Here is a 14,831-nt window from a genome sequence, read left to right as displayed (position 1 = left end):
AAATCGGCCAAGGCCAAATCTGATTGATGAGTGCTCAAGGTCATGGCCATTGTTCAGCGATCTTATGACATAGGAAGGTTCAAGAGATGCAGATGTGCATGCAGAACCGGAACTTACCGCCAAATCCTTGATTGCCATAATGAGAGATTCGCCCTCAACGTAGGGAAAACTTAAGTTTAGGTTGCCAGGAATTCTATCTTCATAATCACCATTTAAAACAACATCAGGAAACTCTTCTTTTATCTTGCTATACAAAATATTCCTCAGCTCTTCTAGCTTGTTTGCCTCTGTTTTCATTTCTTCTTTAGCAATACGTGCTGCTTCACCAAAACCAACTGCAAGAGGAGTTGGAACTGTTCCGGAGCGCATACCTCTTTCCTGTCCACCACCACTGATCAGTGGTGTCAGCCTAACACGAGGATTCTTTCTCCGGACATATAATGCACCTATTCCCATTGGTCCGTAAATTTTGTGGCTAGAAAGGCTCATGAGATCAATATTCATTTCATTAACATCGATCGGTACTTTTCCAAAGCTTTGAGCAGCATCTGTGTGGAAAAATATACTATGCTCCCTGCATATTGCACCAATTTCTCTGATGGGCTGCACTACTCCGATTTCATTATTTGCCATCATCACTGAAACCAGAATTGTTCTATCAGTGATTGCTTCTTCGAGTTTCGACAAATCTATAATTCCATTTCGCTTGACAGGCAGATATGTAACTTTAAAGCCTTCATTCTCCAGATGCCGACAAGAATCCAAAACGCACTTATGCTCTGTGCAGACAGTTATTACATGGTCTCCTTTATTCCTATAAAAGTGAGCAACACCCTTTATCGCCATGTTATTTGACTCAGTTGCACCTGAGGTGAAGATAACTTCTTTGCTATCTGAGTTGACCAGACCGGCAATGTGTTTCCTTGCTTTTTCCACTGCTTCCTCAGCAGTCCAACCAAATGAATGGCTACGAGAGTGTGCATTACTAAACTTACCAAAATAAGGTATCATCACCTCTAAAACACGAGGATCTACTTTAGTAGTAGACTGATAATCAAGAAATATCGGTAATTTTATCTTAGCACTGTGTGCTTTTTCATTTTCTACATTCATAGTCAATATAAAAGTTTGAGAATAGAAGCTACAGTATTTCATAGCACTAAAGCTTAATTTTTTCAAGATACAATCTTGCTCAAGTACAAAATCCTGTATGCAAACATTGTTCATAGAGATAACGAGGAAGGAACTGGCTATGGCGCTGGCTCATCCTATAATATATCCAAGTAGGTCTGCTACGCAAATTACCCGCAAGTCACAATGTTTGTACAGATGTGCGTTACTAGCTGGAATGACATCATTTATTATGTAAATTGTTTTCAAACTTTAAACATTCCTACAGTTATAAGTAGTGTAGCTACAAATCATTTACAATTGATACACTCAAATTATCTTCAGTAAATAGATCAATCAGGATATTAGGTATCCTGCTATTAACTATATGAGCAGTTCCAGCACATTCCTCGACCATTTTGGCACACGCTATAAGTTTTTCAATAAGCCTTTCCCCTTTAATTTTACCGCAATTAATTGATGCATTTAAACTTTTAACAGATATCTTTCTACCACCAATTTTATCTATTTCTTCATATGCATCACTAAAGGTCACCATTTTGGATGCAGAAACTGCAATTGCTATCGCACTTGCAGCACTATCGGAATCAACGTGATATGTTTCTTCATTTCCTCCATAACCAATAGGTGCAATAACTGGTATAAAATCTGACTCCTCACCAAAGAATAATATATCAGGATTGATCTCAGTTGGTACTCCGATAAACCCCACATCTAATATTTTTTCGATATTGCTTGATCCATTCTCCCTAAGCATAGTGCTTATCTTTTCAGCTTTTATTAGGCTGCCATCTTTTCCACATAACCCAATGGCTGAACCACCAGCAGTATTTATATGTTGAACAATTTTTTTATTAACTGAACCACATAGCGCCATTTCAATGATTTTCACGGTATCTTTATTTGTAAGTCTGACATTATTTACAAACTTACTATCCATACCTAAGGCCTTTAGCACAGAATTAATTTCATATTCTCCATCATGAACTATAACTGGATTTATACCAAGCTGTTTCAACAAGACAACATTGTGCACAAAAGTATTAAGCAGCGTTCTGTCTGAGATTGTCATACTGCTGCATTTGATGACAAAAGTTTCACCGATAAAGTTAGGTATATTAGACAGTACTTCAAGCAACATTTCTGTTTTTTGTTTAAATGGTACTCCACCATTTGAAAATTCACTACTCCTCATTTCTTTATCTTGTAAACTTGAAAAACTCATCCCTTACCTTGACTATTTTACACTTAGCACAGGTGCTTATTTGATGAATTAACACATTCTCATTATTAACCCATTTTTGAGTACTTTCTAGAATGGCATCGAGATTTTTTTGACCTACTTTGTCTATTTTTGTTAGCACAACATCAAAGTTAACATTATTATATGTTAACCAATAAATAAAGTTCTTGTCTATTCCTTTTAGCCCTACTTTGCTATCTACCAACACAAATACTCTTTTTAGGCTCCTTCTTTGAGCTAAATAATACTCAATCAGATCTAAATATTGCATTGTTTCTTCCTTACTCGCACAAGAATAGCTATACCCTGGCAGATCAACAAGTCTGAACTCGTCATTGTACATAGAGTAAAAATTTATTTGTCTAGTGCACCCAGGTTTAGAAGAAACTCTGGCAGCTTTTTTGCTGTTTATCAGTAAGTTAATTAAACTGGATTTTCCTACATTTGATCTACCGGCAAACGCAATCTCTGGAACCGATCCATCTGGTAACGATTTTATGTCTGAAGCTCCAAACATAAAATTGCCGTTTGATGTCATCCTTCTTGCCATTATATATAGAAATATCTAAGGTAGTATGTATATTATAATGTTATTGCTTGATGTAAAAAATTTTTTATTTCAAGTATATATTGTTTGCTTAAGTGGTTAAAATATTAGATCTAAGCTTTATGAATATAGAAAACAATTTACAAGATTTGAAGAAAAAATTTAGTGACATAGAAAGGAAGTTAGAAGATCCTACCAACTTAAGTCAAAAAGAATTTATCAACCTTTCAAAAGAATATTCTGAACTCAGGCCGATTATTCGGATAATCGATGAATACAACACGCTGAAAGGAGAAATTTCAGACTTAGAGGAAATAATAAAAGATGAAGATAGTGAACATGATATAAAAGAGTTAGCAAAGAAGGAATTTCTTGAGAAGCAAAAGGTATCGTTACCACAAGTAAAAGCCAAGTTAAAATTAGCGCTATTACCTAAAGATGAAGATGATTCAAGAAATGCAATATTAGAAATCAGAGCAGGTACAGGAGGAGAAGAAGCGGCATTATTTGCAGCAATGTTATTCCGCATGTACCAAAAATATGCAGAAAGGAGAAATTGGAAATTTGAGCCAATAAGCATTTCCAGTACAGGTATAGGTGGCTATAAGGAAGCTTCTGCACTTATTAATGGCACAGAAGTTTTCGCAAGGTTGAAATTTGAATCGGGAGTACATAGGGTGCAGAGGGTACCAGAAACTGAATCCTCGGAAAAGCTGCACACTTCTGCAGCTACTGTTGCCATATTACCTGAGGTTGAGGAGGTCGATTTTACAATAGAGGAGAAAGACCTACGAATAGATGTTTACAGGTCAAGCGGCCCTGGAGGACAATCAGTAAACACAACTGACAGCGCAGTAAGAGTTACTCACCTGCCGACAGGAATGGTTGTAATACAGCAAGATGAAAAATCGCAGCACAAAAACAAAGCTAAAGCGCTCAAAGTATTGAGGGCAAGATTATACGAAATTGAAAGGCAAAAAAAAGAAACAGAAAGATCAACAATGAGGAAAAGCCAAATAGGTTCTGGAGATCGTTCTGAACGCATAAGAACTTACAACTTTCCACAATCAAGAATAACAGACCATAGAATTAATCTGACTTCACATCGGCTAGAGCAAATTATAAAAGAGGGCGAACTAGATGAATTTATTGAGGCACTAATTTCACGCAACGAAGCAGAAAGGTTAGCGGGAGAGAGCTAAAGCCACAATAGAACAATTACACAGGATCTTTTAAAACCAATAAATAAACAGTAAGAATAAATGCTAGTACTGATGCAGACAAAACAAGAATAGCTGCACTGATTGCTTGACCACTGTAAACACAGCTCGTTAAGCCAATAAAAACAGCCATGATAAAAGATCTGATGAATGAAATTGCAGAAGAAGCTGTACCTTTAATTTCAGGGAAAACATTTAGTGACGCATTAAAAAGCACTGCCTGGCAAATTGCACAACCAACAACGAAAATAATCATTGATAGTGTTATTAAGTAGGGAAAATCGGGCATGACTATACTAAACATAACAAGCAACAAAGACCCAATAATAATCACACCTGCACCATAAATTACACACCTTATTGCCCCAAGTTTCTGCAAGATCTTGCCAGTAAATAGACTGACGAGTGAGAAGGATCCAACTATTGTACCTTGATGCAGCGCATAAATAGCGCTTGGCAAACCAAAAGTCTCCATGTATAAAAAAGGTCCACAAGTGATAAATGACATATAAGCAGCAGAAAAAAGGCTCATTACCAAAGACAGTGCCATAAATTTTGAACTCAATAATAGCTTTCCATAGTCTTTCATCATTTTTTTCAAATTAAAGATATCGCGGTCCTTTTTCGTTTCCGGTAACAGAAAAAGTAGCAAAACCCAGGAGATTAAACAAAGTATTGCAACACTTGCATAATTGCCACGCCATCCCACAATTTCATTGATGAAACTGCCCAAAACCGGTGCAGCTGCCATGACAACTGTGAGAACAGAATTCATGATTCCGATAAACTTCACTGCTTCGTCGCCTTTATAGCTATCTGCAACGATTGCAAATACAACTACAGATGTGCTAACACCAATGCCTTGAATAAAGCAAGAAATTAAAAGCCAAAAAACTGAAGGTGCAAAAACACAGCCAACAGCACCAACGAGCAGCAAAGTGTTGCCTATTATCATAATTCTCCTTCTGCCATAGCATTCAGACAATGGACCAAAGAATAACCCTACTATGCAAAAACCTAAGAAATTGTAAGCAATAGTTAATTGAATTGTGCCTTCCGACACATTGAAATAGCGCACCACATCCGGAAAGCTAGGTACAGAAACATCAATTTCAATAAACTTGGCAATCAAAGACAAAATCAACAGAAAGGGTAGTAGCATTTAAAATTTTCAACTAATGGATAAAAGTATCACATCTAAAGCGTTTAGCAAAGAATATTTTTCACCACTTTACCAAAATTACTGGGAATACTCACGCAAAGAAGTAATGGAATCAAGATAGGATGGACACCAGCAAGAGAAACACAATAACCATACGCGTTAAATTAAAGGCAAATTTTCAAAAAGGGAAAACAACTTTTAGCTTATTGTCGGAAATGTTCAATATTGAAATAACTCTTCCAGCTGTTATTTTCCCTTAAATTTGAGTATATGCAAAACATTCATGCATTGCGTCTGCCATTTGATGTATAGGAGTTACAGCGTTCCCTTGCCAAAATCTCGAGAATTTGCACTATATTCAGTGCTGCACCTTTGCGCAGATTGTCAGCCACTATCCACATGTTTAATCCGTGTTCAACGGTATTGTCTTTTCTAATACGCGATACATATACAGCGTCCTCTTGTACAACATCAATTTGAGTTGCATATTCGCCACTTTCGCGCCTATCATACACTAAAATTCCACTGTCTTCGGTTTCACTTAGCACTCTACGAGCCTGTTCTTCAGTTATAGGCTGATAAAACTCTACATTCACTGCTATAGCATGACCAATAAAAACTGGCACTCTCACACAAGTTGAAGTCACTTTGATATCTTCACCTAAGATTTTTTTTGTTTCCTCTTGCATTTTCCATTCCTCTTTTGTGGAGCCATCTTCCATAAATTCTCCTACGTGAGGAATACAGTTAAATGCTATTTGCTTAGGAAATATCTCGGGTTTTTTGGTTTCATTCATAAAGATCTTTTTTGTTTGATGATAAAGTTCATCCATTGCTACTTTGCCCGCGCCAGAGGTCGATTGATAAGTTGAAGCAACAATTCTCTTTATTTTTGCTTTTTGGTGTAATAAGTGTAGTACTAGCAACATCTGTATTATAGTACAGTTTGGATTGGATATTATGTTGTGGTTTTTGTATTCCATGATTTTTTCTTTGTTAATCTCTGGAATAACTAGTGGCACACCTTCTTTTATCCTGAAATGTAAACTGTTATCTATTACGATACATCCTGCCTCAGTTGCAATTGGCACGTACTTTTCAGAAACATGAGCCCCAGCACAGAAAATAGCTATATTGACTCCAACAAAGTCATAATCCTCAAGACATGAGACAGTTAGTTCTTCATCACCAAAACTCACTTTTTTTCCCTTTGATTTTTTTGATGCAAGTACGATAATGGAATCTATCAAAATTTTTTCTTCATCTTGAAACTCAGCAAGTATATTCAGCACCTCGCGTCCTACCCTTCCTGTCGCTCCAACAACAGCAATTTTGCGTCCCATATAGATGAACCTCTAACTTAAAGTTATATTATATTTTCACTGACAAAATTTACAATTGTTTTAACATTTTTACCTTGCAATTAACCATAATTTAGTTATTCTCATACAAGATTAGTAATATTATATAATAATGAGGAATGGGTAAAGAAAAACGCAACAAACTTACTAAGCCTGATGTAGGTAAAGAAGAAAGTAAAGCCCAGTACGATGCAGGGATTGATTATTGTAAAAACAGCGTGGTACGCGAGAAGCTCCTTACCGAAGTTGGGTATTCTTTGGTAGATGACTATCAGGGTTTTGATAAGGTAAACAAAAACCAGAAGCTTAAACAACTGTTTGATTTGATTAAAGAAAAGAAATTGACGTTTAGAAAAATCTCAGCAGACAATGGAGATGGGAAGTATAGACAAGAAAACAACCTAATAAAGAAAATTTTCAAACATGGTCTTACGAGTAAAAAGGCAAAAGAAGCGGATAAGATAATACAAAGAAAAGTATGGGGGTTAGAAGGACTGGAACAGAATTTTAACGAATTGTTTAAGGTATTAGGGGAAAAAACAGCCCCTGATTTTGAGAGCCAAGACAAAAAGCGTAATAGACAAGGGTTTAAGGAAACTTCAACACAGGACCATAGTAAGAAAAAAGAACATAAGTACTCAAAGCTAAGGAATTTCTTGAAATCAATACCAGTTATAGGAAAATTTTTGGCAAAAGTTTTCACACCCGAAAAAATAGAGATTATCAGCAACCCTATATATGAAAGCAGGGAGGCATACGAAACATATAAAAGGTCACGAAACAAATACTATAGTGAAGCGAAAGATAAGGCAAAAACAATTTGCATGGATGGTAAGCACGAGAAAGGAGTAAGCAGTAAAGTTAAGCAGGGTAGTGTTGAATCAATCGAGCACAAGAAAAAGGAAAAGTCGTGATTCATAAGTATCTTATCTAAAAAGCTCTAGCTGAGCTTTTGTTGCGTAGCAAGTGGAGTTATACCAATCCCACTACACAGAAAGCTGACAGATGAAAGTGAAAAAAAGTTATAGCGTCATCCAATAGAAACAAAAAAACCACTTGACAACCTTCGCTACCCCCCTTATCATAGTACTATAGGTGTTTTAGGCTTAAAATTTATCTTTAATCTTTGTATTAAGTGACAAAAGCACAGTATAAAACAAGGTGTGTTATGTTTTGTTTTTGCAGCGTGGACACTACATGTCTTTATAAATTTTTGTCACATTAGCTGAGCCTTGCTTACTAAGCGGTATAAACAGAGAACCGGACGCCAAATTTTTGAGAGGACAGTAAACAACTAACATCACGGGTTTTTTTTGTCTTTTCTTTAATTAGTTTTAAAAATTAACTAATCTCATTTTTTTCACAAAAAAACTGCTTAACAAGTTTTGAAACTTCCCTTATAATAACGTTACGGGTATCTACAACCCCAAGCTCAGCTACCTGCCAAGCGTATAAGGCATTACTCTAAGTTCTTAAATAGACATTGACCAGGGCTTTTTTTCTATTTAGTAAGTTTCTTAAGCATAAAGGTTATACCAACTTTCGTTATCAAACAGGATACATAATAAATTGCCCAACCTCTAACCGCAGGGGAGCTTCTCAATTTACCAATTGGGATTTGATATGAAACTTACCTACTTAGCTTGAATAGCAGGAGTTTGGTGTTGTTGTGGTATATCGACGTCTGTCACACCTGTCGAAGGCTGTTGCCAAACTTTGATTGATTCAGAACTTTTTTGTTGCAGTTGTGATGCTAATGCTTCGTATAAAAACTTTGCTTCATATTGCCTTCCCACTTTTACCTCTCTATGCGCAAGTAACTGTTCTTTAGTTACGTCATTGCCCTCAACAAGTTTTATGGAACCATCATCACTAATAAGAATTTTAACTTTACATTCTTTTCCTTCAACGTACCACTTTAGAGCCATTTGATATGATCCGTTAGCCACTTCATAAATTCTTTTTCCATCATTATCAATCCGGCAACGTATTCCTCTTTTTTCAGATTGATTATCAGTAGGCAGCATCAATGTAATTGCTCTTACATGACATTTTTTGCACATATCACCACTTAGAATATCAACCATATTTATCTCTTTGCTATTATCACCCAGCATAACTCTTACTGAAGGCTCAACAATACCATTTTCATTCATAGAAGCAAATTTTGCTTCTTTCAGTCTTATAAATTTCACAGTATTATTTTTTGCATTTTCAGATATCTCTTGCTTAATGCATTCAGCAACCTTGCCTCTAATGTCCTTACCTTTATATTTATTTTTACCCCGAGTAGTATACTTGTATGCACCATCATTATCTTTATGAACGTAAGGTTCCGGTTTTCTCTTATTAGTAGTATTAGTAGAAGGGTCGTTCTGCAACGCAAAGAATTTATTCCATGCTTTCTCATCATCAAGAACGACATATTTATTTTCATCCTTATTTAGTGTTGATTTAGGCACACTTTGAACATTCAAAGTCGGATTACTATCAGAAAGATTGTTACTGACATTTAGATTAGAAGAAGTTTGAATTAAAGATACGGTTTCAGTACTATTACCAGTTGGCATATCTACCTACATTTTTAATGCACAATACCAGCATATAGCATTACATCAACTAGTCAACAATAATTATGATAGAAGAGCTATTTAATATATCAAAGACCCAAATACTCCTTTGCTTGATCGGTTAAAACACGTCCTCTTGGTGTGCGCTTTACAAAACTAATTTTTATTAAATAAGGTTCTACTGTTTCTTCAATATTGCCAGCATCTTCAGACAACGCAATAGATATGGTATCGATTCCAACAGGTCCTGAGGTGTTGAATAAAAATCTTAGATAATCCATATCTAATTTATTTAATCCCATCTTATCTATGCCCAATTTTGATAGCGCAGAGTCAGCAATTTCGTAGGTAATTTTTTTATCATCTTCCACTTCAACGAAATCTCTTATTCTTCTGAGTAACCTCAAAGCAATTCTTGGAGTACCGCGTGCACGGCAGGTAATTTCCCACATGGCACCCTCTTCAATTTCAGCAGAAAGGACTCTTGCACCTCTTTTTATAATGTCAACCAATTCTTCAGAAGAATAAAACTCAAGGTGCAAAGGGATGCCAAAACGATCCCTCAGCGGTGCAGAAAGCAATCCAAGTCGCGTTGTTGCTCCAATTAATGTAAATGGCGGCAAATCTATCCTTAAAGTGCGAGTGGATGGGCCTTCGCCTACCAGTATGTCCAGACAAAAGTCTTCCATGGCAGTATATAAGATTTCTTCAATGCTGCGATTTAACCTATGGATTTCGTCGATAAATAAGACATCTTTTGCATTTAAAGTGGCGAGTACTGCAGCTAAATCCCCAGCTTTGTTAAGTAAAGGACCAGAAGTTGCGCGAAAGCTAACCCTTAACTCCTTAGAGATGATTTGTGCCAAGGTTGTTTTGCCAAGCCCTGGAGGACCGTGTAGTAAAACATGATCTAAAGCTTCAGTTCTTGTCTTTGCGGCATTTATAAATATTTTTAAACTTTGTATTAAATCTTTTTGCCCAACAAAATCATCAAGTTGTTCAGGCCTGATGTTTACATTACGCGCATCTTCAGCACATTCTTTGCCACATGATATTGACTTCATAATGTTGAAAGCTCCTTAAGTGCCATGCGAATAATCTCTTTAGTCTCCAGGGTCGGTGATTCATCCTGTATTTTTTTTATTGTATCATAAGCTCTCATTTTTTCATACCCGAGGTTGATCAAAGCTGAAACAGCGTCCTCTTTAATTGTATGGAAATTGCCGTTATTTATTTCTAATTTGCTCACTTTGCCACTCAGTTCTGTAATAATTCGATTAATGAGTTTCAGGCCAAGTCTACTTATCTTGAGTGTTACTTTATCTTCATTCATAATCGCCAAAAACAGCTGCTCTGGGGTCAATTTACTCAAAATTGACATCGCAGTTTTATAACTAACGCCGCTTACTTTAACAAGCAAGCGCAAGCACTGCTGTTCTTCCCTGCTTATGAAACCATATAGCTGGGTAATGTTTTCTCTATTATTTGTATAGGTTTCAATAAGCAATTTGATTTTACTTCCAGTGGAGCATGCATCTAAGGTTTTGGCTGAAAGGTATACTATATAGCCAACACCATTTACATTCAGAACTATATGATCGCTATGAATTTCGTCGACTATTCCGCTTAGGTTTCCTATCATTTTCAGTACTGTATAGAGTTCAGCTTAAAAACTCCTGAACTCTAGGTCAAGTATTGGCCTAAGATGCGTGATCTTACCTTTTTGAATTTATACGCTTATAGTGCTCCAGAATCTAACCGTCACACTTTCTATACACTACTTATAACTCACCTTCACACAATATCGGTCGTTCTTAAAAAGCAATCTAACATTTTTTATTCCTTGATTGCGAAGCTTTGATGCAGCTGATTTGGCAGCCTGAGCATTTTCGAAAAATGCAACGTATCCCCTACTTTCTGGACTATTTTGCTTTGGGTGACGTTTTTGCATTTCTTTTTCATACTGCTTTTTATAATGAGGAGCTTTTTGTACTAATCGTTCCGACATTTTCCTTAGATACTGAACTTTTACTCTTGCAAGCCCAGATTTATGGAATCCTAAAATTTTTGCCGCTTTTTCTGAAAGGTCTATTACTCTACCTTTAACAAATGGCCCTCTATCGTTAACCCTTACCACAAGTTTTTTCCCGCTTTCTAGGTTAGTGACAAGAACAAAGCAGGGTAGAGGCAAAGTCTTGTGCGCTGCGGAAATTAAGTTACGGTCAAACACTTCACCGTTTGCTGTAAGTGTACCATGATCTTCCATTCCATACCACGATGCTACTCCTATTTCCTCGTAATGGTTACAGTGTTTGGGATGATAAGTTATCCCATTTATTGTGTAGCTATTGCCAATTTTATAATGGCCTACGGCATCATCGCACCTGCTGCGAAAACCGCAACTACTTATCAAAACAAATATTAGGAATAAAAAAGCTAGATTTTTTATCATTGTATTTAGTGAAATGGTTCGATACCATGGGGATTTTAAATTATACTACAATAAATTTAGTAATCAGTAAACGTCTACTGCTAAATATGAACAATACTCGAAAAGAAACAATACATATAATCGGCATAGGTGGAATTGGAATGAGCGCAATTGCTGAAATTCTTCATAATTCTAATTATAAAGTCCAAGGCAGTGATATGCAATCAAATGACAATGTAGATAGGTTACAAAAGCTAGGTATAGAAGTATATATTGGCCACAATGCCAATAACATCAAGCAAGCCCAAGTGGTCGTGCATTCTTCTGCGATAAAATCCGACAATGTGGAGTTAATTGTCGCAAGAGAGAATAATAAAACCATTTTGCATAGGTCAGACATACTTGCTGAGATTATAAAAGATAAATATGTGATAGCAGTTTCAGGTTCAAGTGGAAAGACGACAACAACGGCTATGATTGCCTCTATTTTTAACCACTCTGGTACCGATGCAACTGTAATTGTGGGAGGGATATTAAACTCCTCTCGAAATAACTCAAAACTTAGCAAGAGTGACATTTTTTTGATTGAGGCTGACGAGTCTGATGGAACTATGTTAAAAATCCCTGCAAATATTGCTGTCTTAACGAGTATCAACGACGATCACATAGACCATTACAGCACATTTGACAATCTCAAAAATGCATTTTCCCAATTTGTAAATGAAGCAGATTCTGCGATTTTACCTGATTCCGTAGGCATCAATTGTGATACAGGCAATTCTATAACGTTTGGGTTTAAAAATGGTAGCATAAGAGCCAGTAACATTAAGCAGCATGTTAGCAACATAGAATTTGATGTGTTGATTAACAATAACCACAGAATAAAAAACGTAGTACTATCAAACGCAATAGGAATACATAAAGTCAGCAATGCTCTGGCTGCAATATCGGTTGCGGTAAAGCTTGGAATTAGCAATGCGGACATTAAAAAGGGCCTTTTGGAATTCAAAGGAGTAGCAAGAAGATTTTCTTTAATCGCTGATGTTAAAGGTGTTAAGTTAATTGAAGATTATGCCCACCATCCAAACGAAATACAAGCAACCCTGGCAGCAGCACGCTTAATCACTAAAGGAAAGGTAATAGGAATTGTCGAACCGCTTCGTTTTGCTCGCATTCATAATTTTTTTAATGGGTTCGTACGAGTTTTTATGATGTTTGACTATGTCATCCTTACTCCTGTTCATCCTCCAGAAGATGAACCTATTTCCGGTTGTGGAATTGATGATATACAGAAAGCTTTAATCAGCAATGGGTTTAGTAACGTAGAGATTATGAATAATGCTTTGCTCATTTCACATTTCATCAATGATTCGACAAATTCAGGTGATGTAGTATTATTCATTGGTGCCGGTAGTAATATAGCTAAGCTAGCAAGAGAAACTGTGGAACTTACGTCAGAAGTAGAGGTTTAACACGATGAAAAGGATAATTAACAATGTATTAGCAAGAGAAATTTTAGATAGCAGAGGTTACCCAACTGTTGAGGTAGAAGTTGAACTCTGTGATGGAGCAACAGGTAGAGCTTCCGTACCTTCTGGAGCTTCAACCGGTAAACTAGAAGCTTTAGAACTGAGGGATCAAGATGAAAAAAGATATTACGGTAAAGGAGTGCTGAAAGCTGTCCAATCCGTGAATGGAGTGATAGCAAATGAAATTGTTGGCATGAATGCAGCAAACCAGGTTGTGATTGATAAGGCTTTAATAGAGCTAGATGGAACGCAAAACAAATCAAAACTTGGAGCAAATGCAACTTTAGGGGTGTCCCTTGCCGTTGCAAAAGCAGCAGCAAACAGTTTCAAAATGCCACTATATAGATATTTAGGAGGGGAGCAAGCAAGTGTTATGCCGGTTCCACTCACTAACATAATCAACGGTGGGATACATGCAGACAACAAACTCGATTTTCAAGAATTTATGATCCTTCCTGTTGGAGCTGAAGCTTTCAGTGAAGCGATTAGAATGTCCGCAGAGGTGTTTCATAATTTGCGCAGCATTCTCAAGAAAAGGGGTTACAGCACAAACGTAGGAGATGAAGGTGGTTTTGCACCGAATATTGAAAGCACCGAAGAGGCTCTTAATCTGATAATTCAGGCTATAGAGTCTGCCGGTTATTCAATACAAAATCATTTTGCACTAGGTCTTGATGTGGCTTCATCTACTTTTTATGAAAATAGAATTTACAAATTTGAAAATAGAGAGCTTACTTCAGAGGAATTAGCTGAACACTATTGCAATCTTGTGGAAAAATATCCTCTAATTTCCATAGAAGATGCAATGAGTGAAGATGACTATGAAGGTTGGAAATTGCTTACCGCAAGACTTGGGAACAAAGTTCAATTGGTCGGGGATGATTTGTTTGTTACAAATTGTGAGCTAATACGTAAAGGAATAGAGGAGAAAATGGGAAATGCTGTACTAATCAAGCCAAATCAGATAGGAACATTAACGGAAACTTTTGCTGCCATTGAAATGGCAAAATCAAATGGATACAAAGCCATCATTTCTCACCGATCAGGTGAAACAGAAGACACAACGATATCTCATATAGCAGTTGCATCGAATTGTGGACAAATAAAAACTGGCTCGCTATCGCGCTCTGATAGACTTGCAAAATACAACGAGCTAATGAGAATAGAAAGCACACTGGAAGAAAGTGCTAAATACTATCGTGGATTGGCATGGACTTCATAGACGAAGTTAAATTGCATCTAAAAGCTGGTGATGGCGGTGACGGCTGCGTAAGTTTTCGTCGAGAAAAATTCGCTGAATTTGGTGGTCCAAATGGTGGTAATGGAGGAAAAGGTGGTAACATAGTTTTTGTTAGCGATGCAAATCTCAACACTTTGCTTAATTTTCGTTATAGGAGACACATTAAAGCAAACAATGGAAAAAGTGGTGCAAGCAGAGATAGATCTGGCACAGCGGGAAAAAATGTCATACTTAAAGTTCCAGTTGGGACACAAGTAATAGGTGAAGAAAGTGAGGAGGTGATAGCAGACCTTGATAAACCTGAGATGGAATTTCAAGTAGTGCAAGGTGGAAAAGGTGGACTTGGAAACTCCAATTTTAAATCTTCTACTGACAGGGCACCAAGACATTTTACCTA

14 protein-coding genes are annotated in these 14,831 nt (G+C 36.7%); 5 read left to right on the top strand and 9 right to left on the bottom strand.

Going from position 1 to position 14,831, the window contains the following annotated elements; all coding sequences use genetic code 11:
• From IHO40_RS03235 to yihA, 3 genes are all read right to left on the bottom strand, one after another.
• Window positions 1-1,113: IscS subfamily cysteine desulfurase (locus IHO40_RS03235; RefSeq protein WP_225536735.1), on the bottom strand; the 1,113-nt coding region annotated here is incomplete at its 3' end.
• Between the two features lie 301 nt (window positions 1,114-1,414).
• Window positions 1,415-2,356: an acetylglutamate kinase gene (argB, locus tag IHO40_RS03230; RefSeq protein WP_225536733.1), complete on the bottom strand. Its 942-nt coding sequence runs from the start codon at window positions 2,354-2,356 to the stop codon at window positions 1,415-1,417.
• Window positions 2,331-2,927 carry a ribosome biogenesis GTP-binding protein YihA/YsxC gene (yihA, locus tag IHO40_RS03225; protein ID WP_410543356.1) on the bottom strand — a complete coding sequence of 199 codons (597 nt, stop codon included), beginning with the start codon at window positions 2,925-2,927 and terminating at the stop codon, window positions 2,331-2,333. Before yihA ends, argB begins: the two co-directional genes overlap by 26 nt.
• A 116-nt stretch (window positions 2,928-3,043) precedes the next feature.
• Between yihA and prfA the strand changes: the two genes are divergently transcribed.
• Entirely contained in the window at window positions 3,044-4,123 is a 1,080-nt protein-coding gene (prfA, locus tag IHO40_RS03220) for a peptide chain release factor 1 (protein ID WP_225536734.1), read from the top strand.
• 16 nt (window positions 4,124-4,139) lie between these two features.
• Here prfA and IHO40_RS03215 read toward each other — a convergent pair whose 3' ends face one another.
• Both IHO40_RS03215 and IHO40_RS03210 read right to left on the bottom strand, forming a co-directional pair.
• A complete protein-coding gene (locus IHO40_RS03215; RefSeq protein WP_368666764.1) occupies window positions 4,140-5,303 on the bottom strand; it encodes a multidrug effflux MFS transporter in 1,164 nt (387 codons plus the stop codon).
• Window positions 5,304-5,584: 281 nt separating this feature from the next.
• The gene (locus tag IHO40_RS03210; RefSeq protein WP_225536730.1) at window positions 5,585-6,646 is read right to left on the bottom strand and encodes an aspartate-semialdehyde dehydrogenase; all 1,062 of its coding nucleotides are present in this window, start codon (window positions 6,644-6,646) and stop codon (window positions 5,585-5,587) included.
• A 137-nt stretch (window positions 6,647-6,783) separates the two neighbouring features.
• On the opposite strand from IHO40_RS03210, the gene IHO40_RS03205 reads away from it, so the two are divergent.
• On the top strand, window positions 6,784-7,578 hold the full coding sequence (locus tag IHO40_RS03205; RefSeq protein WP_225536729.1) for a hypothetical protein: 795 nt from the start codon (window positions 6,784-6,786) through the stop codon (window positions 7,576-7,578).
• Between the two features lie 720 nt (window positions 7,579-8,298).
• On the opposite strand, the gene IHO40_RS03200 is transcribed toward IHO40_RS03205, so the two are convergent.
• The 4 genes from IHO40_RS03200 to IHO40_RS03185 all read right to left on the bottom strand — a co-directional run bounded on the left by IHO40_RS03200 (window position 8,299) and on the right by IHO40_RS03185 (window position 11,647).
• Complete coding sequence (locus tag IHO40_RS03200) at window positions 8,299-9,234, bottom strand: hypothetical protein (RefSeq protein WP_225536728.1); 936 nt, start codon at window positions 9,232-9,234, stop codon at window positions 8,299-8,301.
• Between the two features lie 89 nt (window positions 9,235-9,323).
• Window positions 9,324-10,298 carry a Holliday junction branch migration DNA helicase RuvB gene (gene ruvB, locus IHO40_RS03195; RefSeq protein ID WP_225536727.1) on the bottom strand — a complete coding sequence of 325 codons (975 nt, stop codon included), beginning with the start codon at window positions 10,296-10,298 and terminating at the stop codon, window positions 9,324-9,326.
• Window positions 10,295-10,876: a Holliday junction branch migration protein RuvA gene (gene ruvA / locus IHO40_RS03190; RefSeq protein WP_225536726.1), complete on the bottom strand. Its 582-nt coding sequence runs from the start codon at window positions 10,874-10,876 to the stop codon at window positions 10,295-10,297. Before ruvA ends, ruvB begins: the two co-directional genes overlap by 4 nt.
• A gap of 135 nt (window positions 10,877-11,011) precedes the next feature.
• Window positions 11,012-11,647, bottom strand: coding sequence for a septal ring lytic transglycosylase RlpA family protein (locus IHO40_RS03185; protein WP_225536725.1), 636 nt, complete (start codon window positions 11,645-11,647; stop codon window positions 11,012-11,014).
• Between the two features lie 65 nt (window positions 11,648-11,712).
• Here IHO40_RS03185 and murC point away from each other — a divergent pair, with 65 nt between their 5' ends.
• From murC to IHO40_RS03170, 3 genes are all read left to right on the top strand, one after another.
• Entirely contained in the window at window positions 11,713-13,137 is a 1,425-nt protein-coding gene (gene murC / locus IHO40_RS03180; protein WP_225536724.1) for a UDP-N-acetylmuramate--L-alanine ligase, read from the top strand.
• A 4-nt stretch (window positions 13,138-13,141) separates the two neighbouring features.
• The gene (gene eno, locus IHO40_RS03175; RefSeq protein WP_225536723.1) at window positions 13,142-14,416 is read left to right on the top strand and encodes a phosphopyruvate hydratase; all 1,275 of its coding nucleotides are present in this window, start codon (window positions 13,142-13,144) and stop codon (window positions 14,414-14,416) included.
• The coding region (locus IHO40_RS03170) for an Obg family GTPase (RefSeq protein ID WP_458695346.1) at window positions 14,404-14,831 on the top strand (428 nt) is incomplete at its 3' end. The genes eno and IHO40_RS03170, both read left to right, overlap by 13 nt.

Origin of the sequence: Wolbachia endosymbiont of Mansonella ozzardi (genome assembly GCF_020278625.1) — a bacterium.
In the GTDB taxonomy this organism is placed as follows: Bacteria; Pseudomonadota; Alphaproteobacteria; order Rickettsiales; family Anaplasmataceae; genus Wolbachia.
The sequence above is the reverse complement of the archived record's forward strand: the minus strand, read 5'-3'. Positions and strand labels throughout refer to the sequence as shown.

Bases quoted from the DNA above. Each gene is read 5' to 3' on its own strand.
- eno (WP_225536723.1), top strand. From the start codon at position 13,142: ATGAAAAGGATAATTAACAATGTATTAGCAAGAGAAATTTTAGATAGC.
- IHO40_RS03205 (WP_225536729.1), top strand. From the start codon at position 6,784: ATGGGTAAAGAAAAACGCAACAAACTTACTAAGCCTGATGTAGGTAAA.
- murC (WP_225536724.1), top strand. From the start codon at position 11,713: ATGGGGATTTTAAATTATACTACAATAAATTTAGTAATCAGTAAACGT.
- IHO40_RS03210 (WP_225536730.1), bottom strand. From the start codon at position 6,646: ATGGGACGCAAAATTGCTGTTGTTGGAGCGACAGGAAGGGTAGGACGC.
- ruvA (WP_225536726.1), bottom strand. From the start codon at position 10,876: ATGATAGGAAACCTAAGCGGAATAGTCGACGAAATTCATAGCGATCAT.
- ruvB (WP_225536727.1), bottom strand. From the start codon at position 10,298: ATGAAGTCAATATCATGTGGCAAAGAATGTGCTGAAGATGCGCGTAAT.
- prfA (WP_225536734.1), top strand. From the start codon at position 3,044: ATGAATATAGAAAACAATTTACAAGATTTGAAGAAAAAATTTAGTGAC.
- argB (WP_225536733.1), bottom strand. From the start codon at position 2,356: ATGAGTTTTTCAAGTTTACAAGATAAAGAAATGAGGAGTAGTGAATTT.
- IHO40_RS03215 (WP_368666764.1), bottom strand. From the start codon at position 5,303: ATGCTACTACCCTTTCTGTTGATTTTGTCTTTGATTGCCAAGTTTATT.
- IHO40_RS03200 (WP_225536728.1), bottom strand. From the start codon at position 9,234: ATGCCAACTGGTAATAGTACTGAAACCGTATCTTTAATTCAAACTTCT.